This window comes from Marinobacter sp. S6332, from assembly GCF_023016045.1.
Taxonomy (GTDB): Bacteria; Pseudomonadota; Gammaproteobacteria; order Pseudomonadales; family Oleiphilaceae; genus Marinobacter.
In genome coordinates this window covers 341500-367612 of sequence record NZ_JALKAP010000003.1, presented here as the reverse complement: position 1 = coordinate 367612, position 26113 = coordinate 341500, and the positions used below count along the sequence as shown (strand labels likewise).

Sequence of the window (26113 nt, the reverse complement as noted above, 5' to 3'; positions counted from 1 at the left end):
ACAGAACAGCCGAGGTCAGCTAAGAAACTTGCGCACATCAATTTGGTAATCGTCAGGATCAACCGAGCGTAGAATACGATCCTGATTACCCGATTTCGAGAGGTCAATGGTTGTCACTGTAATCGGCATTCGAAATTTCGTGTGGTACATCACCCGCACCACAGGGAGGCGCTGATCTTCCTCGTTGATCTCAACCACAACACCGAGCCGCCCGCTATCCAGCAAAACAAGAGACCCGACCGGGTACAAACCAATGCAGCGGATGAACTGTTTCACCAGCGCTGCGTCCAGATGACTTCCACTCCATTCCAAAAGTTTTTTCAGGCCTTGAGTCGGTGTCATGCCCTTGTGGTATACGCGGTCCGCAGTAATTGCATCATACACGTCTGTAATGGCTACCATGCGCCCATATACCGAGATCTCTTCGCCCTTTAGGCCTTCCGGGTAACCGGAACCGTCCATTCGTTCGTGATGCTGCGCTGCAGTGATCACAGTAAGCTCACCTATGCCTTCTGTTGCAGAGAGAATGTCCCGGGAGTGCCGGGCGTGGAGCTTCATTACTTCAAACTCTTCCGGCGAAAGGCGGCCGGGTTTGTGCAACACTTCATCGGGCGTTAGGATTTTGCCAAGGTCGTGGAGCAGGGCGCCAACAACCGTTTGATGCATCACATCTGCGGGAAGTTGGCGATATTGCCCGAAAAGCGTCATCAGCACGCTCAGGTTTACCGAGTGTTCGAGCAAGTAATTGTCTTTTTCACGTATCCGGCCCAGACACCCCAGCGCATTGGCGTTACGGGATACCGAGCTCTGCAACTCATCCGCAAGTTTGTGAATGGGCGCCACATCAACAGGTGCGCCCATTTTTGCGCTGCTCATGAAGCTGCTAACCAACTCCTGTGCCTGCGAATGAACGCCCATCGCAATAATCATCTCTTCTGAAAGAGACACCTTCGGTGCAACCCCTGGCGTCTGTTCGCCAGCTTTTTGCAGGGCTGCGTCATTACGCGCATCTACTTCTGCCGCAGTTTCTGAATCCTGACTGTCGATTCCCTTTTGCACGTCAATGTAAACAAACTGCACCCCCATCTTGCGGATTTTTTCGATGGTTTCATCCCGTTTGATTACGCCGCGCCTGCGTTGCGTGTTGTGGGGAATCCAGTCGTTGTTCAGGTCGGAAATGTACATGCCGACCTTCAACGCGGAGACGGGGATGCGTTTGATCATGGCGCTGGGAAAAACGTTCTCAGGCTGTTGTGGTAGGTTTGGGTAATCACATCGTTCAGCGGTAAGTCCTTTACCTCTGCAATTTTTTCAGCGACAAACGGTAGGTAAAAGGGCGCGTTCTCCTTGCCACGATAGGGTACCGGCGTGAGGAAAGGCGCGTCGGTCTCCAGAAGGATTTGACTGATGGGGGCCATACGAACGATATCTCGCACATTTTCTGCCTTATTGAAGGTCGTAATACCATTAAAGCCCAGATTCCAACCCTGATCCAATGCATATTGGGCAAGACCGGGGCCGGATGTAAAGCTGTGGATTACCCCTCGGCGCTTAAGAGACTGTTCAAATTCCTTCAGTATAGCGATGGTTTCTTCGTCTGCCTCCCGACTGTGGATAACGACCGGGCGGTCACTGTCGCAGGCAATTTGAAGCTGGCGCCGAAAGACGTCTCGCTGGGTGGCGCGATCGGCTTTGTCATAAAAATAGTCCAGCCCAATCTCGCCAACGGCAACAATCTTTTCGTCTCGTGCGTGGGCGCGGATCTCTGCCTCTACGGCATCGTTATAGGTTTCTGCCTCATGGGGGTGGATTCCCTGAGTACCATACAACCATGGTGCCTTTGTGCTGAGCTCTCTAACTTTTGCTAAATTATCCGGTGCCACGGCAATGGTAATTACCCGTTCGATATTCACCTGCCGTGTCTGCGCCAGAGTTTCCTCTAGCGGGCGCTCCTTGAGATAGTCCAGATGGCAGTGGGTTTCGATAATCGGGTGATCGAATACGGGAATCTCGCGACGTTTTTTACTCATGAACAGGTGCTAGGCTCCGGTACAGGCAGTCGGTTTGACTGCTACTCTTAGGCGTGAAACATAAGAGTCTACCAGTTGTCTGTTTATTGGCCTACGTTCATCCATAAGGGGTTTCCTTAATGAATGTCGCTGTTCCGGTTTGATTCAGGGTGGGAGGTGCAGATGCACGTTGTCGTAATTGGTGGTGGCGTTGTGGGTGTAACCACAGCCTGGGAATTGAGCCGTCGTGGTCATCAGGTGACGGTGCTTGAACGTCTTAGCATGGCAGGAAGTGAAACCAGCAAGGGCAATGCAGCGCAACGCTCATACGGCGTGGTTTACCCGTGGGCTGATCCGAGCATGGTGTTTAAGGCGCTGCCCTGGCTTGTTAAGCAGGATGGCCCGTTAAAGCTGCGCATGCCGCCATCTCTTGCAGCTGTGCAGTTCATGTTTTCGACTCTAAGGTACGCCTGGTCGCCCGGCCTATTCGGCTTTAATAAACGCGCTATGCTTCGCCTTGGTATTCACAGCCGTGAGCGTTTTCTGAAGTTGGAAGAAGAACTTGATCTAGGGTTTGATGGTGGCCACCGTGGTCTCTTGCATCTTGCCAGCACGCCTGAAGAGTTAGAAGTGTATCGCGGCACCCATCGACTGCTCAACGAAATGGGCATTGCTTCCCGGTTGCTGACACCGAAGCAGGTTTACGAGGCCGAGCCCGGGATGTCAGAAAAGGGGCCACTCTACGGTGCTTTAAGCTATGACACCGATGGCACCGGCGACTGCCACTTATTTTCGCTGGCATTGGCTAAAGCCTGCGAAGAAAAGGGCGTGAATTTTCGCTACAACGTTCAGGTGAAGCGGCTGGTAGCCAATAGCCAAGCGGTTGAATCGGTGGTTTTGCAAAACGAGAACGGCCAACAAGAAACCCTTGAGGCAGACGCCTTTGTGATCAGCGCAGGTTGTTGGTCTGATGAGTTGGTTCGGCCTTTGGGTCTCAAGCTGCCCATCTATCCCATTAAGGGCTATAGCATTACTGTACCTCTGAAAAACCCGGATAACGCGCCGGTTTCCACCATTCATGATGACAACTACAAGGTTGTTTCCACGCGATTGGGCGACCGCTTGCGCTCAACCGGCTTTGTGGAGCTGGCGGATTTTAACCGCGACATTCCAGAAGCGCGTATAGCCACTATTCGCAAATCTGTAGAGTCCCGTTACCCCGGTTGTGCAGATCTGGATGCCGCGGAAACATGGACCGGATTTCGGCCAATGACTCCCGATGGACCTGCCATCATCGGTCGCGGCCCCCGAGAAAACTTGTATCTGAACACCGGCCACGGGACCTTTGGCTGGACCTTTGCGGCGGGCAGTGCAGATGTCATTGCGCAGGTGTTAGATGGTGAAGAGCCTGCTGTATGTTTGGATGCCTTCCGACCGGGGCGCTATCGGGAGTGAGTGTTTCCTCGGCCACCGGTTCGCTTTACTCGCGGTGGAAGGCGCTCAATAAGTGGCTTGTGCGGCATCAGATAATCTGGCAGCCAGCTCCGTTTATTGAGCCGGTGCCGGGGTGGATTCACAGCCATCTTGATCTCGCGCAACTATTGATGGGACTTAGCGATGCTGAATGTGCTGAGTTAGATGGTGAGCCAGCAAAGCTGGCAAGTATGGCGGCCCAATACCTGCCAGAACTGGCGTTGTACGCCAACTTAGTTGATGTGCCGGAATTAGCCCCTAAACCCGCTGATGTTTTAGAAGCGACGCTGCCTGAAATCCGAGCAAGGGATATGCCGGGACGCAAGCGTGAGCAGGCGGGTGCTTTTACAGCTGCCTTGAAGCCGCTGCAGCAACCGATTTTGGATTGGTGCTGTGGCAAGGGGCATTTGTCTCGAACTCTCGCCGCACAGAGTCAAAGTCTAGTTAAGGGTTATGAATGGAATTCGAAGCTGGTAGCCGATGGCAACCGGCTAGTTGCCCATTTTGGAGACTCGGTTCAGATCCATTGTCAGGATGTTATGGTGCCCCATGTGCCACTGCCAGATGGTACTCATGTAGCAGCTCTGCACGCATGTGGGGATCTTCATCGGCAGTTGTTGATACAAGGAGCCGCTGCAGAGGTGCCGCGGTTAAGCCTATCGCCTTGCTGCTATCACAAGACTGCTGATGGTCTGTACAAGCCGCTATCAGAGCGCGCAACTAAGCACGAGGGAAGGCTTGTGCTCAGTCGTGATGCTATGCGCTTAGCCGTGAGGGAAACGGTAACAGCGCCAACCGGCGTTAGAGAGCAAACAACTACATTGAACCAGTGGCGGTTGGGATTTGATGGTCTCCAGCGCTCGCTGCGCGGGGTGGATGAATATCTGCCCGTGCCGTCCTACTCACCACAGCTAATGCATCAGGGATTCGCGGCTTTTTGCCATTGGGCTGCCAGTAAAAAGCAGCTTGTTTTGCCAGCACACACAGATTTTGATACTTGGCTTGCCCATGGCGTGCAGCGCCATAAAGATGTTCGCCGTTACGAGCTTATCCGGCATGTATTCCGTCGGCCTATGGAGTTGTGGCTGGTTCTGGATTACGCGGTCTTTCTAGAAGAACAGGGGTACGGTGTGCGGTTCGGCCGCTTCTGTGCTCGATCTCTGACGCCCCGAAACCTGTTGCTGGATGCTGTCAAAAAGAAAGGCGCCCGAGAGCGCCTTTCTTAACTTCACTTGCTTGTCTTCAAACCCATGCCTGATTAACGGCGAATCTGAATGCGCGCTTCAACCCGACGGTTTTCAGCACGGCCAGCAGCGGTAGCGTTAGATGCAACCGGCTCAGTTTCTCCATAGCCTTTAGCGCTCACCTTGGCAGGATCAACCCCCAGTGGCCCGGTCAAACGGCCAGCAACGGCTTCCGCACGGCGCTGTGACAGGAGTTGGTTGTAGCTTGCCTTGCCGGTGTTATCGGCGTGGCCAGCGATTTCTACGATGGTTTCAGGGTTCTTTTTCAGCGCATCTGCAACGCGGCGGATTTCCGCATCATAAGCATTGCCGATGACCGAGCTGTTGAGTGGGAACTGAACCTCAATGGTAAAGGTCTCGATGGTTTCGGTTACGCCTTCGCAGCCGGTTTCGTCCACGTCTGCGCCAGCGGTTGTGTTGGGGCATAGATCCTGACTGTCTACGACACCGTCGTTATCGCTATCAAGTTCGCAGCCACGGCTGTTTACTTTGGCCCCGCGTGGGGTATCAGGACAGGCATCACGAACATCGGCTACGCCATCGCGATCTGCATCCGGCTCACAGCCCGTGGCGTCAACCATTGCTCCAGCCGGGGTGCCGGGGCACTGATCGCGGGAATCGGGTACGCCGTCTCCATCAGTATCTGGCGGTGTTGGCGTGCCGACGGTGCGGTGAAACGCAAAGCTAATGCCAAGCGATACCTGAGTATCGAAGGTGCTTTCGTCGATGCCGTGGAACTCACGCAGGTCGCCACGTAGAGCAACGGAATCTGAGACGTTATAACGGAAGCCAGTACCTACGTTAACGCGGGTTTCGTCATGGTCAGTGCCGGTTGTGCGATAGCTAATGGAGTCGTTTACGCCAAAGTCAGCATGCCCTGCACCTGCAGAAATGTATGGGTTCCATGCTTTATCTTGTCCGGCAAAGTAGTAGATACCGTCGATACGAAGCTCTTCAAACTCTGATGAGCCATCCACATACTTGCGATCTGCATCAGCGCGGGAGTACAGAGCTTCAACTGCCCAGTTTGGCCGGAACCGGTACTCTAGGCCCACACCAAATGTACCCGTCTCACTCAAGTCGCGATCATCATCAAAAAGCTGGAAGGCGGCAAATGGATTGATGTAAATGGTTTCCTTGCGCTCGGCCGCTAAGGCCGGAGCGGCAAGAGTAGTGGCGATGGCGGCCATCGCAATCGGGCGCATGATGTTCATGCAGAACCTCCAGTTAAACGTTTATTTAGGCTGCGGAGTGACTTAAACGATCAGAATGCACAGTCGGCCTTCAATCTAAGCGAAAGAGTGACAAAAAACAAAGATAGAGTGCTTACGGTTACATTAGGAAATGTACGTGTAGATTGATAAGGGAGGGCAGCAGTGCGCCTATGAAAGCGGAACACTAAAATAGAGGTGTGCGCTTTTTTTGCTGAAATTCATTTTTTCGCCACTGGCAAAATGCACTTCGAAGGAGCTCCCATCTTCCGAAACCACGGTGCCAGCACCAAAAATGGAGTGGGTAAGGCGCGGTTGGTGCCACAACGGCGATGTACTTGTAGCACTGGCTTGGACCTCGCCTTCAAGGGTGATGCCCTCCTGCGCGGCGTAACGTGAGCTGACTGGCGTTAGGGGCGCTTGCAGCTGCAGTACAGGGCTGGACTCTGGTTTCCGCTCATCGAGCCAGCGTCCGAACTCGTCAGCCAGCTCGAAACAGAACTCATCCACGAACCGGCTCTGGCCTTGATCGCCATCTAGGTGCGGCTGGGTGCTCACTGGCCGGGAGATCAAGTGCAGTGTTTGCCGCGTTCGAGTCATGGCAACGTACAATAGCCGTCGCTCGCTTTCCAGAGTGATACGGGCATTATCTTGAGGCCGGGGGCTGTGTGGCAGGTACTTCTCTTGTAATCCGGGGATGATCACCCTTTGCCATTCCAGCCCCTTGGTGCGGTGAATGGTGGAGAGCAAAACACCTCCGCCCGCCTGTTTTTCATTGGCTTGTTGGCGTAGCGCTTTGAGGTGTGCGATAGCTCCCGTAGCGTCCACATCGAGGCCTTTGAGATAGTCACGGAAGCCGTGAATGGTATCTATGCGTTCCTCCGCACTTTCATGGGTGAGTGCGAGACTGCGAACGCCTTCGTACAAATCCGTATGCTCTGCATACACCGTGATCAGCCCGGCAACGGGGCCGGAATAGCCGCGCAGCTTGTCTAGCACTTCACCCAGCTTACGCAGTTTACGTGCTGCCATGGGCGCTAATGCATCGTAATCCAGCGCCAGCAATCGTTCGTGCCAGCCATTGGCAAACCCTGCTAGAAATTGCGCTAACTGCTCCAGCTCCGGTTCTTTTAGGCCCACATGGGGAAAGCGCAAAAGCTGGCGGGCCAGCTCTAGCCGGTCGTCCTCGGGCAGTTTCTCAAGCGTTCCGGAAACAACCTTTAATAATGCTGTGATGGCCTGCACTTCGCGGCTGAACAGCGCCCCTTTACCAGCATCAATGCGATAGGGGACCTGACGGGCTAGCAGTTTTAGTTCTATGGGAACGCTCTGGCTCCAAACCCGGAACAGGATTGCGGTTTTCGCCAAGGTATCGGCTGCATCCTGCCCCAGAATCTGTACCACCGCATCGGCGTCGTTCTCGGCTCGGTGCAGATTGATTTCTGTGGCGGGAGTGGATGGGTGGGAGTGGCACAGGACATCTTTGCGGCCGGTATTATGGCAAATCAGATGATTGGCAAGCAGCGCTACTCGATGACCATAGCGGAAGGTGAAGCTTAGAGTCTGCTCCAGAGGACTCTCAAACTCGTCGCTAAAGCGTTTGAGAATAAATTCGGGCTTGGCGCCCCGAAATTCATAGATGGTTTGGTCCGGGTCCCCCACCACCGTTACCCGGGCGCGATCGCCCGCTACATAGCGCAGCAGCAAATGCTGAATCTCGTTGGTGTCTTGGTATTCGTCCACTAAAATCAAATCCATCTTATTGCCCACCAGCCGTTGCAGGGGTGGGTTCTGATGAATCGCCATCACCGGCTCGTAGAGCATATCGGCAAAGCTGATACGGGTTTGTGCTTTGCGCCATTGCTCAAAGCTGTGGAACAGGTCAATCAGGTATCGGTGTTTATCGGAGTAGCCCAGATCTTCAAATACTATCTCGGCCGGTGACAGGGTGGTTTTCACCATGTCGATAAATCCGGTTGCTGTCTCTACAAAATCTTTCTTGTTGCGCCTTATCTCGTCCGCCAAATCCTCCGGCGCCAGCCGCCGTGTTAATAGCCAAGCTTGAAAACTGATTTCCTGCTCGGTCAGGATTTTTTCAGAGAAGCCCGTTAGGTAGCCTTCACGTACAAAGCGCTTGTATAGCCGAAGCCCCATGGCATGGTAGGTTCGGATCTCCGGCAGCGCCAAGCCGCTTTGGTAACACACTTCTTGCAGCTTGCGCTCAAAATCTATGCGGGCGCTGCGGTTGAACATAAGCACCAAAATACGCGCAGGATCGTGCCCTTGCTGTAGCAAATGGCGAATGCGCCAGGCAAGGGTGGAGGTTTTACCGCTACCTGCCACTGCGGTGATGACCGAGTGCTCGTAGCCAGCGGTAATAATCTCCCGTTGTTCATCGGTGAGAAAGTCAGGCAGATCTAAGATAGAGGATTCAGGGGTGTTGGTTGGCATAGGTGCTATTGTACTTGCCAACTGGTAGCGCGGGTACCTGTGCCGCATAATTGCTGGCAACATGTGGGTTTACCACTCTCTACCCATTGTTCTAGTTGGGTGCGAAGAAGCAGAGCGGGGCCCTTTCCAAAATACGCTGTGAATACTTCCCTGTACGCTCGGCTCCGCCATCCATGGCTCCGCACGATTTTGGAAAGGGCCCCGCTCTGCTTCTTACCTCGACAGTTATAGGAGACGAATATGCAAATAGAAGACTCAATTAACGTACTCGGTGAAAAGCTGGAAACCTGTAGCACTGATCCGGAAACCGGATTTTATCGCGATGGCTGCTGCAATACTGGGCCAGATGATCATGGTTCTCACACCGTATGCGTTGTCATGACTGATGAGTTTCTAGAATTTTCCAAAGCTCGCGGTAACGATTTGAGTACACCCGTGCCCGCCTTCGGATTCCCGGGATTAAAAGCTGGAGACGGCTGGTGCCTGTGTGCGGCTCGTTGGCATGAGGCTTTTGCGGCGGGTAAGGCCCCAAGAGTGCGGTTGCGTGCGACCCATCAGGGGGCGTTGGACCACTGTGCTTTGGGTGATTTGAAGTCCCACGGAATTGACCTTAGCTAATGAACCTCGAAACTCTGGCCCCCTTGCTGGATACGGCAGCTTGGCGCGCGCTGCAACTTGATCTTGCAGCAGCCGGACAGCGGCGCCTGGTTTTTATGGAAGGTGCCCGTGAGCTTTCTAGGCAGTGGCTGCAAGCCCTGTTGCCAGCATTAGAGCTGGAGGGCGGACTCTGGGTTGGAGAGGCAGATGAAGCCCCTGATAGCCGCCTTGCCAGCATCAAGGCTGTACAGGCACGGCAGTGGCTGGGTCAGGAAACCTCGGTCATTGTATGGGATGGCTGGCGGGGGAACCCGCCGGATGCGTTTGCAGCGCTTTCGGGCACGTTGATAGCAGGTGGGCTGCTGTTTTGGTTAATGCCATCGCTGGAGGAATGGGGGGATTTTGCAGACCCGGATTATTCCAGAACCGGCTTGGATCACGATCAGCTTCACCCTTTTGCCGAGCGCATGGCGCGCACTCTCGCGCTAGATCCTTCGGTGATACGGGTGCAGCTCGGCTTGCCAGAGGCAGTAACTCTTCCCGCGCTGCCTGCGCCAGCTTCGGAATTCCGAGTTACTACAACGCCGGATCAGCAAGCGTTGGTTCACAAGTTGGTGGCTTTTGGGCTGGGGCGTCGGCGTCGGCCAATGGTGGTTACCGCAGATCGTGGGCGCGGTAAATCTGCGGCCCTTGGTATGGCAGCGGCGCAACTGCTGCAGCAAGGACGTAGGCAGGTGTTGGTGACTGCGCCCGCGCGGGATCATGTGAATGCGCTGTTCGCCCACGCGCTGGCAAGCCTTGGTACCGATGTTATAAGGGCTGAGGATAACCGGATAGAAACTGTGTCTGGCGCTCAGATATGCTTTTTGCCAGTTCGGGATTTGTTAAAGCACAGGCCGGAGGCTGAAGTGGTGCTGGTGGATGAGGCGGCGGCTATTCCAGTCTCCTTGTTAAAGCGGGTTCTTTTGGGTTGGCCGCGGGTCGCTTTTGCATCTACGGTTCATGGCTATGAAGGCGCTGGCCGTGGGTTTGCTATTCGCTTTCGCCGGATTCTCGATGAGAAAACTCCCCAGTGGCAGGCACACACGCTGTCCAAACCAGTGCGCTGGGCCGAAGGCGATCCGCTGGAGGCGCTGATATCGGAGCTGTTTCTGCTTGGTGCCGATCATGACTCAGCGGTCGGTTTATCGGACGCGGTGGCTGGCAAAGTGGTGATTGACCCCTGGCATCCTGCTCTGGCCTCGGAGGCTGAGTTGACCAGTGCATTTGGTTTGCTGGTAGACGCCCACTATCGAACCACGCCCGCAGATCTTAGGCAATGGCTGGACGATCCCGCCGCTAGAAGCTGGCGCGCTCTTGTGAATGGCAAGACGGTGGGTGTGCTTTGGGGGGCAGTGGAGGGTGGTTTGAGTGAGGAGCTGGCAGAGCAAGTGGCCAGTGGCAAACGGCGCATTCGTGGCCACCTTCTGCCTCAGTCTTTGGCCAACCACAGCGGATTTCCGGAAGCGGCTAGCTTGCGAGGTTTGCGGATTGTTCGTGTTGCGGTTTCAGCTCAGGCAAGGCGCCTTGGGATTGGTAATCGTCTGGCTGCTGCAGCGGCTGAGTGGGCAAAGCTGGAGGGCTTGGATTTTACCGGCACCAGCTTTGGCGGCAGTGCCGACTTGTTCGTCTTCTGGGCATCTTGTGGATTGGAGTTTGTACGCATCGGATTACAGCAGGAGGTGACCAGTGGTGAGTACCCCTTGCAGATGATGAGTGCCCACAGTGATAAGGCCTCGGTCCTCGTTCAGCAATTGCGGGCTCGGCTGGCGCGGCACTGGCTTACGCTGGTGCCATTGAATTGGAAGGATTTGGAGCCAAAGCTGCTGGCCGAATTAGCTGCTGAGCTGCCTTCATGTTACCGGCCTGATGCTGCAGATACTCAGGATATGAAGAACTTTGGTGATGGCCACAGAGGCTTCCGATTAATGGTGCCAGTGTTGCGTGAGTTGAGCATGGCTTCGGGGTTTATGAAGTGGCTTGGCGCGCATGAAAGTGCGGCTATTTGGTGTCGGGCTGTCTTGCAAGGCTGGTCTTGGTCGGACATACAGAATGTAAGCCTATGTTCGGGACAGCGGGACGGGGAAGATCAGTTGCGTGCTTTAGTCCGTGAACTTATGCAGAGCGGGCCAAAGGTGTGACGTGCTCGATTTAATTATTGTGCCCACCTGCTCAGAATAGATGATACCCAACTGACTGAGACTTCTTGATATGGCCAAGGGAACCGGCTTCTCCCATTTTTCGATCTTGTTATCCACCCTACTGCTCGCCGCTAGCGTTACGTTGGTTAGTGGGTGTGCTTCCAAAGAAGCGCCTGCCAACTTGCATCCGCAGGTCGACAGTACCTCGGGCTCGGATCTTTATCGTGCGGCGGCTCAAGGTGATGTTGATGCTGTTAGCAAACTGACGGAATCAGGTGCGCCCCTGAATACCCTTACGGGTAATGGCACACCGTTAATGGCTGCTGTACGAGCGAAGGCGGATCGGGTTGTATGGTATTTGCTCAGTCAGGGGGCAAGCCCGGACCTTGCAGAGAGCGATCAGGTTACCCCGCTGATGGTGGCTTCGGAGCAGGGAGATCGTCGGCTCGCGCGCCTGTTGTTGCATGCGGGCGCCAAAGTGAATGCCACCGATCTTCAAGGCTATACACCGGTTATGCGGGCGGCGGAGAAAGGTCAGTTGTCGGTGGTGAAGATTTTGCTGGCGGCCGGAGCCAACGTCAATGTCAGTCAAAACGGCGAATCACTGCTCATGAAGGTAGTTTCTACCGGCGACCTGCTAACCGCAGAAATGCTTTTGGCAGCCGGTGCTGATGTAAACTACCGCGCTGAGAGTGGTGCCACGGCGCTTGATGTTGCCCGCACCCGCAATCACCAAGACTTGGAGATGCTATTGGTGCAGGCTGGGGCTGAGCTTTAATGCGCTTGAGTGGGCCCCTACTTCCCAAGCTGCATGGGGTCTGTTTCGTCGTCCCACACGGGTAAGAAGTGGGCGTCGACAACTGACGGGGGCACTTCTTTGATGCCCTCATAAGACCACTGCGGGTTCTGGTCGCGGTCTATCAGTCTGGCTCTAATGCCCTCTGTCAGATCGGGTCTGCGCAAGCATTCCCACACCATGGCCAATTCCATCCGGAATACGTCTTTCAGTGTCATCTGCTGGGCTTTTTTAAGCTGATGCCAGATAAGCCACGCTGATACCGGGCAGCCCCCTTTCAGTGTTTTCATGCAGGCCTGCCACCATTCGGAGTCGACACGGGCAGTTAGCAGTTGGTCGATAATCTCAGGTAGGCTGGTGCCAGCGCACAATCGTGCAATATCCCGTTCGTGTAATTCCAAATGGCTGGCGGGCAGAGCCGAGTAATCCGGGGTTTCAAATTTGCTCAATAAGTGGGACAGGCGGCTGTCATCGCTGGCTACACGGCCACTCCAAGTCTCTTCCTGTAAGCTTTGAAGTAGACATTGATGATCACTGTTTGGTAGGGCTATATCCGCTAGTCCGACACGCAGTGCGTCAGTCACGTTCATGCGTGCGCCGGTGAGACCCATAAACAAACCAAGACGCCCCGGCAGGCGATTCAGGAACCAGCTAGCACCAACGTCTGGAAACAGTCCTATGGACATCTCTGGCATGGCCAGAGTGGCGTCTGGTGTAAGCAATCGATAGCGACACGCGGAAAACAGGCCTAGGCCACCGCCCATAATAATACCGTGTCCAATACCCACAACCGGCTTGGGAAACCTGTGCAGGGTATAATCCAGCTCATACTCGTGCCGGAAAACACTGAAAGCGGCTTCTGGCTTTTCTGCACCCGTTAATGATCGGTACAAAAGCTGAATATCCCCGCCAGCGCAGAAACTTTTTGCTCCGGTGCCGCGTATTACTATGATACAAATACGATCATCGTCAGCCCAGCGCTCTAGGCTGCTCCGGATAGTGACGATCATATCTTCGGTGAGAGCATTCAGCGTGGATGGTTTATTCAGTGTCAATAAGCCGACATGGCCTTCGCGGCAGGGAAGTTCTTGAACCTCTACAGACATTAATAGTGTCTCCGGACGATAAAATAGTCTCTGCTACAATCTATGTTCGTATAGTCCCTTTAACCGGCAGAAAGTTAAAGATTGCTAACCTAGAGGCAATTGCATTGATCTATGGCATTTGCGCTCTGGTATGGCTGTGATATAAGTTTCAGCCAGTTATTCACGGGCTCAAGACGCTTGGTTTTAGAGCACCGGTTTGCAAAACTTAAAACGATGATGAGAGGTTAATCATAATGAAACTTAAACACTATGTTGTTGCAGGTCTTTTTGCACTAGGCGCGTCAGTTCCTGCCGTATCTTCTGCCGCCGGTGATGTTGCAGCTGGTAAGGCAAAGGCAGCGGTTTGCGCGGCTTGCCACGGCCAAAATGGCATCGCACAGATTCCGATGTATGCCAATTTGGCGGGCCAGCACGAACAGTATCTGGTTTCTGCACTAAAAGCCTACAAAAACAAGCAGCGCAACGGTGGTCAGGCGGTCATCATGCAGGGGCAGGCTGCAGCGCTGAGTGATGAAGATATTGCCAATTTGGCAGCTTACTACTCCAGCTTGCCAGCTGACGGCGGTAAGTAAGAGTTTTTGACAGTGCAGCAGCCTAGGCTGCTGCACTGACTATACGGTAACTCGGGCGATACGCGGATGCGCCCGGTAATTTCATGCGATTCTGGGCCACAAACTGCTCCAGCATTGCTTCCAGAGGCTTAATGAGGGTTGGGTCACCCGCAATTTCAAACGGTCCCTTTTCCTGAATTTTTCGAATGCCACCTTCTTTTACGTTTCCAGCGACAATGCCACTGAATGCCTTTCTTAGATTTGCGGCAATCAGATGCACCGGCTGGTCACGGTGTAACTCCAAAGCAAGCATGCTCTCGTGGTCCGGCTCGAACGGCTGCTGGAACACAGGGTCGATTTTTAACATCCAGTTAAAATAGTAAGCATCCTGCATGGCACGGCGGAAGGTTTCGACATCGTGCATTCCCTTTTTCATGGCCTGCGCTACCCGCACTGGATCGTCGATGATGATTTCATACTTGCTAGCGGCATCATCCCCCAGCGCGTTACGGATGAACTTATCGATCATCTCGAAATATTCGGCATTCTCTGGCCGCCCGGTAAATACCACCGGGAAGGGCAGGTCTGCGTTATCCGGGTGCAACAGTATTCCCAGCAGGTAAAGGATTTCCTCTGCGGTACCTACGCCACCGGGGAAAACCACGACACCATGGCCACAGCGCACGAAGGCTTCCAAGCGCTTTTCGATATCCGGCATTATTACCAGTTCGTTAACAATGGGGTTTGGCGCTTCCGCACCAATAATGCCCGGCTCGGTAATGCCGATGTAGCGGCCGTTTTTAATCCGTTGTTTGGCATGGGCGATGGTGGCACCTTTCATAGGACCCTTCATGGCACCCGGGCCGCAACCGGTGCAAATGCTCAACTCTCGCAGGCCAAGCTGGTGCCCAACTTCTTTGCTGTACTGGTATTCCTCGTGACTGATTGAGTGCCCGCCCCAGCAAACAATCAAATCAGGCTGTCGGCCCGGCTGCAGCACTCTAGCGTTGCGCAGAATGTGGAACACCATGTTGGTCAGGTCTTCCGGCTCTTTGCTCTTCAGAGCCTTGGCAAACTGGGGTGTCGAGTGACTGTAAACAATATCGCGTAATACAGAGAACAAATGTTCACGGATAGCCCGGAGCATCTCGTCGTCTACAAACGCATGTGCAGGTGCGTTGATCAGCTCCAGTTTCAGGCCTCTGGGCTGGGGGATCAGGCGTATATCAAAGTCTTTATGGGCTTCCATCAAGTCCTGGCAGTCATCGGTCACGACACCCGTATTCAGAACCGCCAAAGCACACTGCCTGAATAGTCGGTATAGGCCACCTTCGCTTCGGTCTTTTAGCAGATTAACTTCGTGATTGGACAGTATTTCCAGGCTGCCCTCAGGGGATACAAGGGCATTGATGGTGGGTGCGGTCATGAATGGAAAAGCTCCTGAGTGTTGCGGTAATACCCGATTTTGAGGCATAGAGCCAAAACGTTACACTATGCGCCTTTGTGATCATACACCATCCGACAAAATGCCCATTTATGAAACTGTTACTCCGTCCCGCCCCAGAAGTCGCCATCAAAAGCAAGCCGGTTCGCCGCCGCCAAATGCGCCATCTGCGCCAGAACGTCCGTAAACTTCTGGCCCGGCTGGATCACGACATTGTGGTAGACGGCAGTTGGGACAGGGTAGATGTGGAAGTACCCGAGGGTCGGAGTTTGGATGGCGTCGTTGTGGATGAGCTTTTGCGTATTCCCGGCATTTCCACCATTCAGGAAATAGCGGCGTTCCCGTTTGTTAGCCTGGAGGATATGGCAGAGAAAGCGGTAGAGGCATTCGCGGGACGCCTTGACGGTAAATCCTTTGCAGTTCGTGCACGGCGCCACGGTGAACATGATTTCTGCTCAGTGGACCTTCAGCGCGCAGTCGGCAGCGCCCTGATGCAATCGGCTTCTGGCGCCAGCGTTGATTTGCGCACTCCTCAAGTGGAAGTGCGTATCGAAGTGCGTGATGACCAGTTCCACATTGCCCATCGCAGGCATCGTGGCTTAGGCGGTTACCCGCTGGGTAGTGTAGAGAATGTTATGACTCTGGTATCGGGAGGCTACGATTCGTCTGTCGCGGCCTATCTGATGTTACGCAGAGGCTTGCGCAGCCATTTCCTTTTTTTCAATCTGGGTGGTGTGGCGCACGAAGTGGGTGTGCGCCAGGTGGTTCACTATGTGTGGAGTCGCTACGGCGCCTCCCATGGCGCCAAGTTTATCTCCGTGCCTTTTGAGGGCGTGGTGGAAGAAATCATGCGTTCCGTTGGCCACAGGCATTGGGGCGTGGTGCTCAAGCGGCAAATGCTAAAGGCCGCCAGCGAAATAGCGCAAAATAACAACGCTGTTGGTTTGGTAACCGGTGATGCGGTGGCTCAGGTTTCAAGTCAAACCCTGACCAACTTGAATGTAGTTGATCGTGCCAGCGACGAGGTGGTTTTGCGGCCACTAATCGCCATGGACAAAGAATCCATTATCAAGATTGCCAGGGAAATCGGCACTGAATCCTATGCCCGAAGCATGCCCGAGTACTGCGGCGTTATCTCCCAGAAGCCCGCAACGCGCGCCCGTCTGCATCGGGTAGAGGCTGATGAGGCTGAGATGGACCCGCGGATTCTGGCTGAGGCTGTTGAAGCCCGTGAGGAAACACCCGTTGAGGGCTTGTTGGAAAGTACCACTACGCCGGAAGAAGTTGATCTGGTGAAAACGCCAGCGGTAACGGATGTGATTATTGACGTACGCCATCCGGCGGAGGGCGAACTGTCGCCGCTAGTGCTTACCGGCAATGAAGTGCTTAAAATTCCATTTTACGAATTGAGCCGAAAGGTTGCAGAGCTTCCTTCCAACCGCCAGTACCTGCTGTACTGTGATCGCGGCACCATGAGCCAGATGCACGCGGTAAACCTTAAGTCAGACGGGCACGCAAACGTAAAAGTTTACGCCCCCGCCTCTTGACGGTGTCAGCCAGCCAGGCCCCTGAAGAACTGCTGCACGTTCTCGCTAAGGGTGTCTAAATCGTAGCCGCCTTCCTGCACGACGAGAGTTGGCAGGCCAAGCTGTCGCATATGGGTGCTAAGTCGGCAGAAGCCTTCTGACGATACCGAGACCTTGGCCTGAGGGTCATCCTTGTAGATGTCAAAGCCCAAGGTCAGTATGAGAGCGTCTGGCTGAAATAAATTGATGGCCGCTATGGCCTCCTCAAGCTTTCTGAAAAAATCATCCTCGGATGAGCCGTGGGGCATTGGCAGGTTGATGTTGTAGCCGTAGCCCTCGCCTTCGCCGCGCTCATTCTCGAAACCCGACACCACCGGGTAGAAGTTGGTGGGGTCGCCGTGAATGGATATGTAGAGCACATCGCTGCGATCGTAGAAAATTTCTTGAATGCCCTGACCATGGTGCATGTCAGTATCCAGGATCACCAAACGCGGAAACCGGGGTTTCATGTGCTCGGCCGCAATGGCAGCGTTGTTAAGGTAGCAAAAGCCACCTGCCGAGTCTTTGCGGGCATGGTGCCCAGGTGGGCGACATACGGCGTAGGCTGTACGGTCGCCTGCCATGAGAGCATCCGCGGCACCCAGAGCGGTTTGCGCAGACCAGTAAGCGGCCTCCCATGTGTGCTCGCCTATAGGGCTGCTGCCGTCGGCCTGATAGCGTGCAGCCTCTGCCAGAATACCTGACAAGTGGTTCGGGGAGCGAACGAAGATATTGGACATGACTTCTTCACCCCAGTCGTCCATCTCTTTCCAGCGTCGGTGAGCCGATTCGAGAAAACGCAAATACCCTAGATCGTGCACCTTGGAAATTGGCCTGCCGCCTTGATCTGAAGGCTGCAATACCGGTATGCCCATTTCCTTCAAGCCTTCCAGCATTTGGCTGGTGCGGTCCGGCACCTCCTGAGGCTGACGCATTTGGCCCCGCGTGAAGTATGACTGGGGAGAGTGCTTATCTTGCGCGGGATGGAAAAACGCTTTCATTATCCGACCTCCTGAGTTTCCGGTACTGCTTCGGTACGGTTTCTGTGTTTCTTATGCACTTTCTCATGCATTACGAATACAGACACTTTTGATATAGGCATTGGGAGTATAGGCACAGATGGAGAATGGTCAAAAGCCGAGACATCGACTTTACAGGTAGTGATTCAGCATCCACTATGGAAGACAGATTCAACCAACGCAACTGTGCACCTTTGTGGGTGTCGTTATTGACTGAATAGGAGCCGAAATGATCGAGTCACCACTGCTGGGAAAGATGACTGGCTACATCGGCGGTCGCTGGACGGATAATGAGCACGGCAATACCTTTGATGTTTACAATCCGGCAACGGGTGAGGTGATTGCGAAAGTCGCTTCCATGTCTGAAGGTGAGGTGAAGGCAGCGATTAATGCAGGAAAATCCGCATTACAGCTGACCACACCCTACTCCATCGAAACTCGCAGAAAATGGCTGGAAGATATCCGTGATGCTCTCAGGGCAAACAAAGAGGAAGTAGGCAGAATACTATGCTTGGAACACGGCAAGCCGCTGAACGAAGCTCAGGGTGAAGTGGATTACGCTGCTGGTTTTTTCGATTATTGCTCTAAGCATATTCAAGCACTAGACGCCCATACGCTGCCGGAAAAGCCGAAAGACTGCACCTGGACAGTGCACTATCGCCCCATTGGTGTCACCGGGCTTATCACGCCGTGGAATTTCCCCATCGGCATGATCGCGAAAAAGCTTTCAGCCGCTTTGGCAGCGGGTTGTCCGTCTGTAATTAAGCCCGCCAGTGAAACGCCCTTGACCATGATTGCGTTGTTCAAACTGATAGATCAACACGTGAGCCTGCCAGATGGCATGGTGAATCTGGTGATGGGCAAGGCCAGCGTGATTGGTAAGGTGCTATGTGAAAGCCCCGATGTGCCCATGCTGAGCTTTACCGGTTCTACAGAAGTCGGCCGCAAGCTGGTGGTGGATACCGCCGAGCAGATTAAAAAGCTGGCTTTGGAGCTGGGCGGTAACGCACCGTATATCGTGTTTGAGGATGCGGATCTGGACGCTGCTGCAGATAACCTGATTGCTAACAAATTCCGGGGCGGTGGCCAAACCTGTGTGTGTGCAAACCGGATTTTTGTTCATGAGAAGGTCATAGACTCCTTCGGTGAAAAGCTCGCTGAGCGGGTGAACAAAATGACGGTTGGGGATGGTATTGCAGGTGATGTTGATCTTGGCCCGCTCATTAACAAAGCCGGTTTCGACAAGGTGAAACGCCATTTGGAAGATGCCCTAAGTAAAGGTGCATCACTAGTTGCGGGCAAGCAGCCGGGCGACTTGGGCGAGGGGCACTTGTTCTTCCCGCCAACGGTTGTATCAGGCGTAACGCCGGATATGTGCTGCTCTCGGGAAGAAACCTTTGGGCCACTGGTGCCTATGGCCAGCTTCGGTAGCGAGGAAGAGGTCATCGAAGCGGGGAACGATACTGAGTTTGGTCTGGCCTCCTATGTGTTCACTGCCGATGCAGAACGTGCCCAGCGTGTCGCTGCGGGCTTGCGGTTCGGCCATGTGGGATGGAATACCGGCACCGGACCAACGCCCGAAGCGCCTTTTGGTGGCATGAAAGCGTCTGGTACGGGGCGTGAAGGCGGGCTTGAAGGGTTATTTGAGTTTGTTGAAGCCCAGACCATACCAAGAGGCTTCTGATCTGAAGACTACAACTTAAACAAAGAAGGCGAGCCATGGCTCGCCTTCTTTGTTTCTGGCTACTGGTTAAGGCTTAAGAATAACCTTTACCGAGCTGTCTACGTCGGCTTCATCGATATAGCCAATACTGCCAGGTGTCGATGCAACCTGAGCTTTCATCGCAGCCGGGCTGGCGGCTTCTGCGGGTGGCTGGCCGCGGCCAGTGAACACCTGCTTAGACCAGAAAGCCTTGAGCTGGGCATCGTTCCGCCCTGTGATCTTGTCGTGAAACTGAGCACGCACCGGGCTGCCTTCGGGTAGCTCGAACGGTGTGGCTTTTTGCCCGTCTGGAAGCGCTTTGCTGCGATTCAGGTACAGGTCGCGCACAAGGTTGTCGGTGAGGTTATCCGGGCCTGCGGGGTTACCAATAATCACAACATCAGCCAATGCAAGGGGGCTGACCAGCAAGCTGGCCGCAAAAATCAGGCTTAGCTTTTTCATGGAGGCCTCCGTTAAAACGCCGAGTCGAGTTTAAGGGTGTAGACGTTGGTGCTTTCAGTATCGTTTGAGAGCATATATGTGGTGTTCAGATTGCCATAACCCTTATCAAGCCCGCGAACGTGCGTTACGTCTGCCTTGATCGCGACCCCAGGGGTGATATCCCAACGGGTGCCGATACTGTAATCCGTGCGCTGATAGTTCAGGATTGACTCAGGGACCGCGCCTGGAATAAACGCACCAGCGCGCTCGTCATCATCCATGCTTTCTGTCCAGCCTGCGGCGATGTACGGCGTCCAGCTGCCAAAACGGTGGCCAATAGACAGGTAAGCGGAATCGGTATCGGCGAACTTGCCATCTACTTCGGCGCGGGTGACTTCCGAGATAATCTGCCAGCTGCCGTCGTCGTAGCTTGCGCCGATGCCGTAGAAACTGCCTCGGTCACGATTCGCCAATTGGCTATCAACTGTAATACCTGGCGGAACCAGTGCTTTCAGGCGAGTTGCATCAACTGTAACTTCGGAGGTCGCTGCCACGGCACGTACTGTCCAGACATAGTCAGTCCATGTCAGGTTAACACCACCAATGTTACGTAGTTGCACATCACCGGAGTTGCCGTCTTCGTCGGTGAAGCCGGTGAAGCCGGTTACTGTGAGCGATGAGTCATCGAAATTGAAGTTATACGTAGCGTCGGCGCCAACATAACTGGTAATCGCAATGGGGCCGTAAACGCTTTGAGGTGGGCGTGCCCAGGGCTGAGCGTAGCCAACTTCAAGGGAGTCGGAGTACATGAAGAACGGGATGCGCATTTTACCCGCTCGCAACTGCAAGTTATTGGTAGGACGGTGGCTTAGGTACGCCCACTCTACCTGTGGCTCCCAGTCATCAGCACCACGGCCGACCAGTTGAAGAACCGCTTGGCTCTTTTCAGTTACATCAAACGTGCCTTGCAGTGCCAGCAAGCTAAGGTCAGCCACGTTTGTTTTTTCAGTGATGCCCGCGTAACCAGCATCGTTGCTCGCCCGTGCTACGCCCGTGCTGAAGAAACCGTTGAAACGTACGCGATCATTTTTGGCAGCGTTCAACTGCTGTTGCATGGAATTGAGTTGCTGCTGCATGTTGGCTAATGTGTCTTCGGTGCTTTGGGCAGAAGCGGAGCTCGCCGCAATGGCTAAGGCCAGTGGCGCGAGATGTAGCAATCTTTTCATAGGTTTTCTATCCGTACGCTTTCGTGGTTGATTTACACGCGGAACTGGCTGGCAACAGTCTGAAGACCATTGCTGACGCTCTGGATATCGCGACTGACGTTATCCAGCTCATCGGTGCTTTCCATGACTGCCTCGGCGTTCCGGTGCATATCCGTCATGTATGTGGTTACTTCATTAAATGTAGTGCTTTGTTCGTAAGTCGCGGCAGCAATCTGTTCGTTCAACTCACTGATCTGCTGCACGTTCTGCAGAATTCGGGAAAGTATTTCGCCGGATTCGGTAGTCGCTTCAACACCTTCATGAGCCTTGCTTACGCTGGATTTCATGGAGGTAACTGCTGAGGAAGAAAGCTTGGAAAGCTCTGAAATGACACCCTGAATTTCTTCGGTTGCTTTGTGTGTGCGCACGGCGAGCCCCCGTACTTCATCGGCGACCACTGCGAAGCCGCGACCATGCTCACCCGCACGGGCTGCTTCAATGGCAGCATTCAAGGCCAACAGGTTGGTTTGCTCTGCGACGGTTTGAATGGTATCGAGTAAGCCGCCGACCCGCGCGGAGAACTCATCAAACTGGTTCACCAAACCTGCCGTATTCTCAATTTCGTTTACCAGCTCGCGGATGGTTGCGACGTTATTCTGGACCTTCTCCTGCCCCGACTGGGCAAAGCGTGCCGCATCTTGAGTCTGGTCGGATGCACTGGAGGCAAACCCGGCGACTTCTTCAACACTCTTCACCAGTTCATCGACCGAGTTACGTGTAGATGAGATGGCTTGCGCTTGGCTGCTAATGCGTTCGAGGTTGGCCCGGCTAGCGTCAGTTAAATGCCCGCTGGCGGTATTGAGACCCTTCACATCATCGCTGATGGTGGCAAAGGAGTTATGCAGCTTGGCAACGAACAGGTTGAATTGGTTAACCAACTCACGGAGCTCATCCCGACCTTCGTAATTTAAGCGCTGGGTTAGGTCGCCTTCGCCAGAGGCCATATTTTTAAGCGAGTCAATAATTTGAGTAAGACTGGAAGATATGGAACGCCCGATCACCAAGCTGATTGCGATCAGTACGATCACCGTAACTACGAGAATAGTCAGAGCCAACGTTTGTGCCTGACTTGAGGCTTCAACGGTTTCAGAAATAGCATCTTGAAATTGGCCGCGATTGGTTTCCAGCATTGTGTTCAGCCCGGCTTGCAGCTGCTCCAGACGCTCGGCGTTGCGCGCAGCATCATCGCCGATACGGCTAAAGTCGGCAGTCCCATCAATAATCGTGGTCGCTATGCGGGTGGCATTGCTGTAATAGCTGTCCAGATCCCGGCTTAGCTTCCGGGCGGTGTCAGTCTGGTTGGGGTTCAACTCTGCGATTTTGTTCAGGTTGGTTGTGATGGTGTCGCGATAAGCTTGGGTTGATTTCAGCTGTTGGTCGTCCCCCGTGGTTACTGAGCCACTGATTTGCTGCTCCATCAACTTTAGCTGACCTTCATTAATTGTGGTCAGTTCCAATGTTGGGTAAAGGCGATCTTTTACTTCACTCAGGCGTTCAGAGTTGGAGCGCTCGGTCATAAAGGCAAAGCCCTGACTGATCAGAAAAGCGAGAATGGCAATGCTGACAAGTAGACCAAGCTTTTGAGAAATTTTAAGTGCTGACAACATAGTCTCTTCCTGATGGGACAACCCAAGTGCGCCGGGCAAGCATATAGGTTGCTATTGTTAGACGAAATGCTGATTGTGTTTCGTACTGTTATTTTGTGTTGTCGGCCAATGTGGGCGGAACTTGATAGTGAAATGTACGCATCAGCGCAGGTTTGGCGCCGAGTTGTTATAATCCGCAGCCTGAACTCCTAATTCACCGGACTACAGCGATCTCCCCCATGGATGTCTCTCACATTATCGATTCCCTGAATAATGCCCAGCGTGAGGCAGTCACAGCACAGAACGACCATTTGTTAGTGCTGGCCGGTGCCGGGAGTGGAAAAACTCGGGTGCTGGTGCATAGGATTGCGTGGTTGATGCAGGTGGATCGGGTTCCACCGACGGGCATTTTGGCGGTCACCTTCACCAACAAAGCCGCCAAAGAAATGCGTTACCGCATCGAAGAGATGATGAACATCCCGTCTCGGGGCCTTTGGTTTGGCACCTTCCACGGTATTGCCCACCGCCTGCTTCGGGCACATTCGAAGGATGCCGGGCTGCCAGAGAACTTTCAGGTGCTGGATAGCGACGATCAACTGCGCATGGTTAAGCGAGTAATGCGTGAAGCGCAGATTGACGAGAGCACGTTCCCGCCCAAACAGGCCCAGTGGTTTATCAGCAGTCAGAAAGACGAGGGCTTGCGGGCCGACCATATTCAGGAAAATCCGGGGGACCATTTTACCTCCACCATGTTGAAGGTGTATCGCCGCTATGAAGAACTGTGCCAACAAAGCGGGCTGGTAGATTTTGGCGAGCTGCTTTTGCGCTCCCACGAACTTTGGCTGCATCGGCCGGAACTACTGGCCCACTACCAACAGCGTTTCCAGCATATTCTCGTTGACGAGTTCCAAGATACCAACACCATCCAGTACGCATGGCTGCAGGTTTTGGCGGGCAACCGTGTTCCCTTAACAGTGGTAGGTGATGACGACCAGTCCATCTACGGTTGGCGCGGCGCCAAAATCGAGAATATCCAGCAGTACCAGCGAGACTTTCCCAATGCTCGGTTGGTTCGGCTAGAACAAAACTACCGCTCCACACAGTTGATTCTGAAAGCTGCTAACTCGGTCATTGCTAATAATCAAGGCCGGTTAGGCAAGGAGCTCTGGACCGATGGCGTAGAAGGCGAGCCCATCAGCTTGTATGCCGCGTTCAATGAACAGGACGAAGCCAATTACATTGCCGACAGCATCTCCAGCTGGGTAAGTGAGGGTAATTTGCGCAGCGAATCCGCTATCCTTTACCGCTCCAACGCCCAGTCCCGTGTGCTGGAAGAATCCTTGATGCGCCAAGGCATCCCGTACCGCGTGTATGGCGGCCTTCGCTTCTATGATCGTCAGGAAATCCGCAACGCTTTGGCCTATTTGCGTCTGGTACATTATCGCCGAGACGACGCCGCGTTCGAGCGGGTGGTGAACGTGCCAACCCGAGGTATCGGCGCTAAAAGCCTGGCGGAACTGCGTGAATACGCAACCAACCAAAGCGTATCGCTATGGGAATCCGCAGAGCGCCTGCTGGAGGCTGAACAGGTTAAAGGTCGGGCGAAAACTGGCTTACAAAAATTTATTGGTGTTATTGAAGAGCTGTCCGTTATGGCCGAGGAAGCATCGCTTCACGGCCTGATGAAACAGACCATTGAAGCCAGCGGGCTGAAGGACTACCACGCCAGCGAGAAGGGCGAAAAGGGCCAGGCTCGGGTTGAGAACCTAGAGGAGCTGGTCAACGCCTTAGCCGATTTTGAGGTGGAAGAGGGTGTAGATCCGCTCTCGGAATTCATTGCTCAGGCAGCACTGGATGCTGGTGAGTCTCAGGCGGGTGATCACGAAGATAGCGTGCAGTTGATGACCCTGCATTCCGCCAAGGGCTTGGAGTTCCCACTGGTATTTCTTGCCGGGGTTGAAGAAGGGCTATTTCCCCACAGCATGTCTCTGGAAGAGCCGGGGCGTATGGAGGAGGAGCGGCGACTGGCCTATGTGGGTATCACCCGAGCCATGAAAAAACTGGTGATTACTTACGCCGAATCCCGTCGTCTTTATGGGCAAGAAAAGTTCAATGCACTTTCCCGTTTTGTGCGGGAAATTCCCGGTGATTGCCTGCAAGAAGTGCGGTTACGTAACACGGTGACCCGCCCGGCTATGATGGATCGTCCCAATGAAGGAATGTTCAGTCAGGATTCTGCCAAGGAATCCGGATTCAGCCTAGGGCAGCGTGTTCGGCATCCCAAGTTCGGAGAAGGGGTTGTGATGAACGCTGAAGGCAGTGGTCACCACACTAGGGTGCAGGTGAATTTCGACGAAGGTGCCAAGTGGTTGGTGCTGGCCTATGCGCCTCTGGAGGCCTGCTAACTATTACCGGGGAGTGCGAGCAGGGGGAAGGCTTTTCAAAACTGTGCGGAGCCATGGATGGCGGAGCCCAAGCGCCACATGGATGTGCCGCAAGGAGCGTGTTTTGAAAAGCCTTCCCCCTGCTTGTGCTTCTTGTACTGAGCCAGATAGCCGCTACATAAGAACTGCGTAAATAACCCCTGCCAAAATAACCCTGTAGACAACATAAGGCCACATGCCCACTTTGTTGAGCCATTTCAGGAAGAAATGGATGGCGGTGATGGCAATAATGAAGGATGTAACACCACCTACCAGAAACGCACTCCAATCTACCGCTATATCCGCAGTCGCAACTTCCAGCAGCTTAACCGCAGAGGCCAGCGCGGTAATCGGAATGGCCAACAGGAAGGAGAAGCGGGAGGCGGTTTCCCGGCTCATGCCCAGAAACAGGCCTGCAGTGATGGTAATACCGGATCTGGAGGTGCCGGGAACAAGTGCGATGGCCTGAGCAATACCTACCAGTAGTGCATCTTTCCAATTGAGGCTGTCCAGAGAGCGTTGGCGTTTGGGCATCCAATCTGCAACGCCGAGCAACAGGCCGAAGAACAGTGTAGTCGCGAAGATGATTTCCACGGCGCGCAGTTCGTTATCGATAATGTCCAGTAATGCGAGACCTGCGAGGCCTGCCGGTATGGTGCCTATTACCAAATAAAGGGCCAAGGCGCCTTGGCCAACGACGCGGCGACGGCTGATGGAAATAAGGCCGTCCCGGGCGATGCTGAATACATCGGCGCGGAAGTAGAGCACCACGGCCAACAGGGTGCCTACATGCACCGCAAGATCGAAAGCTACACCTTGATCCACCCAGTCGAAAAATGCGGGCACAAGAATAAGGTGCGCAGAGCTGGAAATGGGCAGGAATTCGGTCAGTCCCTGAAGGAGGCCAAGGAACAAAGCCTGAAGAAAATCCATTCTGAGGGTTCCGTTCGGGTCAGAGGTGCAAAGTTCGTGGGAAAGAAAAGGTGGTCGGGATATTAGCAGGGTGCTAGTTCACTGAACAGATCTCAAGCCCCGGATGTAATGCGCTTA

The 26113-nt window shown here is 54.0% G+C and carries 20 protein-coding genes; 9 read left to right on the top strand and 11 right to left on the bottom strand.

All coding sequences use genetic code 11. From position 1 onward, the window contains the following. Positions 1–15: 15 nt before the first annotated feature. Both MWU62_RS06415 and MWU62_RS06410 read right to left on the bottom strand, forming a co-directional pair. Positions 16–1224: an HD-GYP domain-containing protein gene (locus MWU62_RS06415; RefSeq protein WP_247114068.1), complete on the bottom strand. Its 1209-nt coding sequence runs from the start codon at positions 1222–1224 to the stop codon at positions 16–18. Further along, the gene (locus tag MWU62_RS06410) at positions 1221–2030 is read right to left on the bottom strand and encodes a TatD family hydrolase (protein WP_200362404.1); all 810 of its coding nucleotides are present in this window, start codon (positions 2028–2030) and stop codon (positions 1221–1223) included. Before MWU62_RS06410 ends, MWU62_RS06415 begins: the two co-directional genes overlap by 4 nt. Positions 2031–2192: 162 nt before the next feature. Here MWU62_RS06410 and MWU62_RS06405 point away from each other — a divergent pair, with 162 nt between their 5' ends. Beyond that, positions 2193–3464, top strand: coding sequence for a D-amino acid dehydrogenase (locus MWU62_RS06405; RefSeq protein WP_247114067.1), 1272 nt, complete (start codon positions 2193–2195; stop codon positions 3462–3464). Beyond that, positions 3461–4708, top strand: a complete 1248-nt coding sequence (locus tag MWU62_RS06400; RefSeq protein ID WP_247114066.1) for a methyltransferase — start codon at positions 3461–3463, stop codon at positions 4706–4708. Before MWU62_RS06405 ends, MWU62_RS06400 begins: the two co-directional genes overlap by 4 nt. A gap of 32 nt (positions 4709–4740) precedes the next feature. On the opposite strand, the gene MWU62_RS06395 is transcribed toward MWU62_RS06400, so the two are convergent. Continuing rightward, positions 4741–5940, bottom strand: coding sequence for an OmpA family protein (locus MWU62_RS06395; RefSeq protein WP_247114065.1), 1200 nt, complete (start codon positions 5938–5940; stop codon positions 4741–4743). A gap of 168 nt (positions 5941–6108) precedes the next feature. Continuing rightward, positions 6109–8436, bottom strand: a complete 2328-nt coding sequence (locus MWU62_RS06390) for an ATP-dependent helicase (RefSeq protein ID WP_247114134.1) — start codon at positions 8434–8436, stop codon at positions 6109–6111. 192 nt (positions 8437–8628) lie between these two features. On the opposite strand from MWU62_RS06390, the gene MWU62_RS06385 reads away from it, so the two are divergent. The 3 genes from MWU62_RS06385 to MWU62_RS06375 all read left to right on the top strand — a co-directional run bounded on the left by MWU62_RS06385 (position 8629) and on the right by MWU62_RS06375 (position 11943). Next, entirely contained in the window at positions 8629–9006 is a 378-nt protein-coding gene (locus MWU62_RS06385) for a DUF2237 domain-containing protein (protein WP_247114064.1), read from the top strand. Continuing rightward, positions 9006–11165, top strand: coding sequence for a GNAT family N-acetyltransferase (locus MWU62_RS06380; protein WP_247114063.1), 2160 nt, complete (start codon positions 9006–9008; stop codon positions 11163–11165). Before MWU62_RS06385 ends, MWU62_RS06380 begins: the two co-directional genes overlap by 1 nt. Before the next feature lie 70 nt (positions 11166–11235). After that, a complete protein-coding gene (locus MWU62_RS06375) occupies positions 11236–11943 on the top strand; it encodes an ankyrin repeat domain-containing protein (RefSeq protein WP_200362394.1) in 708 nt (235 codons plus the stop codon). 17 nt (positions 11944–11960) lie between these two features. Here the strand turns inward: MWU62_RS06375 and MWU62_RS06370 are convergent, their stop codons facing one another. Continuing rightward, the gene (locus MWU62_RS06370) at positions 11961–13067 is read right to left on the bottom strand and encodes an enoyl-CoA hydratase/isomerase family protein (protein ID WP_247114062.1); all 1107 of its coding nucleotides are present in this window, start codon (positions 13065–13067) and stop codon (positions 11961–11963) included. A gap of 233 nt (positions 13068–13300) precedes the next feature. Between MWU62_RS06370 and MWU62_RS06365 the strand changes: the two genes are divergently transcribed. Then, a complete protein-coding gene (locus MWU62_RS06365; protein WP_247114061.1) occupies positions 13301–13639 on the top strand; it encodes a c-type cytochrome in 339 nt (112 codons plus the stop codon). 22 nt (positions 13640–13661) lie between these two features. Here the strand turns inward: MWU62_RS06365 and ppnN are convergent, their stop codons facing one another. Continuing rightward, on the bottom strand, positions 13662–15044 hold the full coding sequence (ppnN, locus tag MWU62_RS06360) for a nucleotide 5'-monophosphate nucleosidase PpnN (RefSeq protein WP_247114060.1): 1383 nt from the start codon (positions 15042–15044) through the stop codon (positions 13662–13664). Positions 15045–15154: 110 nt separating this feature from the next. On the opposite strand from ppnN, the gene thiI reads away from it, so the two are divergent. Then, positions 15155–16609 (top strand): tRNA uracil 4-sulfurtransferase ThiI, encoded by a 1455-nt coding sequence (gene thiI / locus MWU62_RS06355; RefSeq protein WP_247114059.1) that lies wholly within the window; start codon positions 15155–15157, stop codon positions 16607–16609. Between the two features lie 5 nt (positions 16610–16614). Here thiI and MWU62_RS06350 read toward each other — a convergent pair whose 3' ends face one another. Continuing rightward, positions 16615–17628, bottom strand: a complete 1014-nt coding sequence (locus MWU62_RS06350; protein WP_247114058.1) for a histone deacetylase family protein — start codon at positions 17626–17628, stop codon at positions 16615–16617. 247 nt (positions 17629–17875) lie between these two features. Between MWU62_RS06350 and MWU62_RS06345 the strand changes: the two genes are divergently transcribed. Then, positions 17876–19330, top strand: coding sequence for an NAD-dependent succinate-semialdehyde dehydrogenase (locus tag MWU62_RS06345; protein ID WP_247114057.1), 1455 nt, complete (start codon positions 17876–17878; stop codon positions 19328–19330). A 66-nt stretch (positions 19331–19396) separates the two neighbouring features. Here the strand turns inward: MWU62_RS06345 and MWU62_RS06340 are convergent, their stop codons facing one another. The 3 genes from MWU62_RS06340 to MWU62_RS06330 are packed head-to-tail and all read right to left on the bottom strand — an operon-like array spanning position 19397 to position 22661. Beyond that, a complete protein-coding gene (locus MWU62_RS06340; RefSeq protein WP_247114056.1) occupies positions 19397–19810 on the bottom strand; it encodes a substrate-binding domain-containing protein in 414 nt (137 codons plus the stop codon). 11 nt (positions 19811–19821) lie between these two features. Beyond that, on the bottom strand, positions 19822–21015 hold the full coding sequence (locus MWU62_RS06335; protein ID WP_247114055.1) for a hypothetical protein: 1194 nt from the start codon (positions 21013–21015) through the stop codon (positions 19822–19824). 32 nt (positions 21016–21047) lie between these two features. Continuing rightward, positions 21048–22661, bottom strand: a complete 1614-nt coding sequence (locus MWU62_RS06330; RefSeq protein ID WP_247114054.1) for a methyl-accepting chemotaxis protein — start codon at positions 22659–22661, stop codon at positions 21048–21050. A gap of 218 nt (positions 22662–22879) precedes the next feature. Here MWU62_RS06330 and uvrD point away from each other — a divergent pair, with 218 nt between their 5' ends. Beyond that, complete coding sequence (uvrD, locus tag MWU62_RS06325) at positions 22880–25045, top strand: DNA helicase II (RefSeq protein WP_247114053.1); 2166 nt, start codon at positions 22880–22882, stop codon at positions 25043–25045. Between the two features lie 153 nt (positions 25046–25198). Here uvrD and MWU62_RS06320 read toward each other — a convergent pair whose 3' ends face one another. Beyond that, entirely contained in the window at positions 25199–25996 is a 798-nt protein-coding gene (locus MWU62_RS06320) for an undecaprenyl-diphosphate phosphatase (RefSeq protein WP_247114052.1), read from the bottom strand. Between the last annotated feature and the right edge of the window lie 117 nt (positions 25997–26113).

Excerpts from the sequence above, each read along its gene's own strand:
- MWU62_RS06415 (WP_247114068.1), bottom strand. The coding sequence starts at position 1,224 with ATGATCAAACGCATCCCCGTCTCCGCGTTGAAGGTCGGCATGTACATT.
- MWU62_RS06410 (WP_200362404.1), bottom strand. The coding sequence starts at position 2,030 with ATGAGTAAAAAACGTCGCGAGATTCCCGTATTCGATCACCCGATTATC.
- MWU62_RS06405 (WP_247114067.1), top strand. The coding sequence starts at position 2,193 with ATGCACGTTGTCGTAATTGGTGGTGGCGTTGTGGGTGTAACCACAGCC.
- MWU62_RS06395 (WP_247114065.1), bottom strand. The coding sequence starts at position 5,940 with ATGAACATCATGCGCCCGATTGCGATGGCCGCCATCGCCACTACTCTT.
- MWU62_RS06390 (WP_247114134.1), bottom strand. The coding sequence starts at position 8,436 with ATGCGGCACAGGTACCCGCGCTACCAGTTGGCAAGTACAATAGCACCT.
- MWU62_RS06385 (WP_247114064.1), top strand. The coding sequence starts at position 8,629 with ATGCAAATAGAAGACTCAATTAACGTACTCGGTGAAAAGCTGGAAACC.
- MWU62_RS06380 (WP_247114063.1), top strand. The coding sequence starts at position 9,006 with ATGAACCTCGAAACTCTGGCCCCCTTGCTGGATACGGCAGCTTGGCGC.
- MWU62_RS06375 (WP_200362394.1), top strand. The coding sequence starts at position 11,236 with ATGGCCAAGGGAACCGGCTTCTCCCATTTTTCGATCTTGTTATCCACC.
- MWU62_RS06370 (WP_247114062.1), bottom strand. The coding sequence starts at position 13,067 with ATGTCTGTAGAGGTTCAAGAACTTCCCTGCCGCGAAGGCCATGTCGGC.
- MWU62_RS06365 (WP_247114061.1), top strand. The coding sequence starts at position 13,301 with ATGAAACTTAAACACTATGTTGTTGCAGGTCTTTTTGCACTAGGCGCG.
- ppnN (WP_247114060.1), bottom strand. The coding sequence starts at position 15,044 with ATGACCGCACCCACCATCAATGCCCTTGTATCCCCTGAGGGCAGCCTG.
- thiI (WP_247114059.1), top strand. The coding sequence starts at position 15,155 with ATGAAACTGTTACTCCGTCCCGCCCCAGAAGTCGCCATCAAAAGCAAG.
- MWU62_RS06350 (WP_247114058.1), bottom strand. The coding sequence starts at position 17,628 with ATGAAAGCGTTTTTCCATCCCGCGCAAGATAAGCACTCTCCCCAGTCA.
- MWU62_RS06345 (WP_247114057.1), top strand. The coding sequence starts at position 17,876 with ATGATCGAGTCACCACTGCTGGGAAAGATGACTGGCTACATCGGCGGT.
- MWU62_RS06340 (WP_247114056.1), bottom strand. The coding sequence starts at position 19,810 with ATGAAAAAGCTAAGCCTGATTTTTGCGGCCAGCTTGCTGGTCAGCCCC.
- MWU62_RS06335 (WP_247114055.1), bottom strand. The coding sequence starts at position 21,015 with ATGAAAAGATTGCTACATCTCGCGCCACTGGCCTTAGCCATTGCGGCG.
- MWU62_RS06330 (WP_247114054.1), bottom strand. The coding sequence starts at position 22,661 with ATGTTGTCAGCACTTAAAATTTCTCAAAAGCTTGGTCTACTTGTCAGC.
- uvrD (WP_247114053.1), top strand. The coding sequence starts at position 22,880 with ATGGATGTCTCTCACATTATCGATTCCCTGAATAATGCCCAGCGTGAG.
- MWU62_RS06320 (WP_247114052.1), bottom strand. The coding sequence starts at position 25,996 with ATGGATTTTCTTCAGGCTTTGTTCCTTGGCCTCCTTCAGGGACTGACC.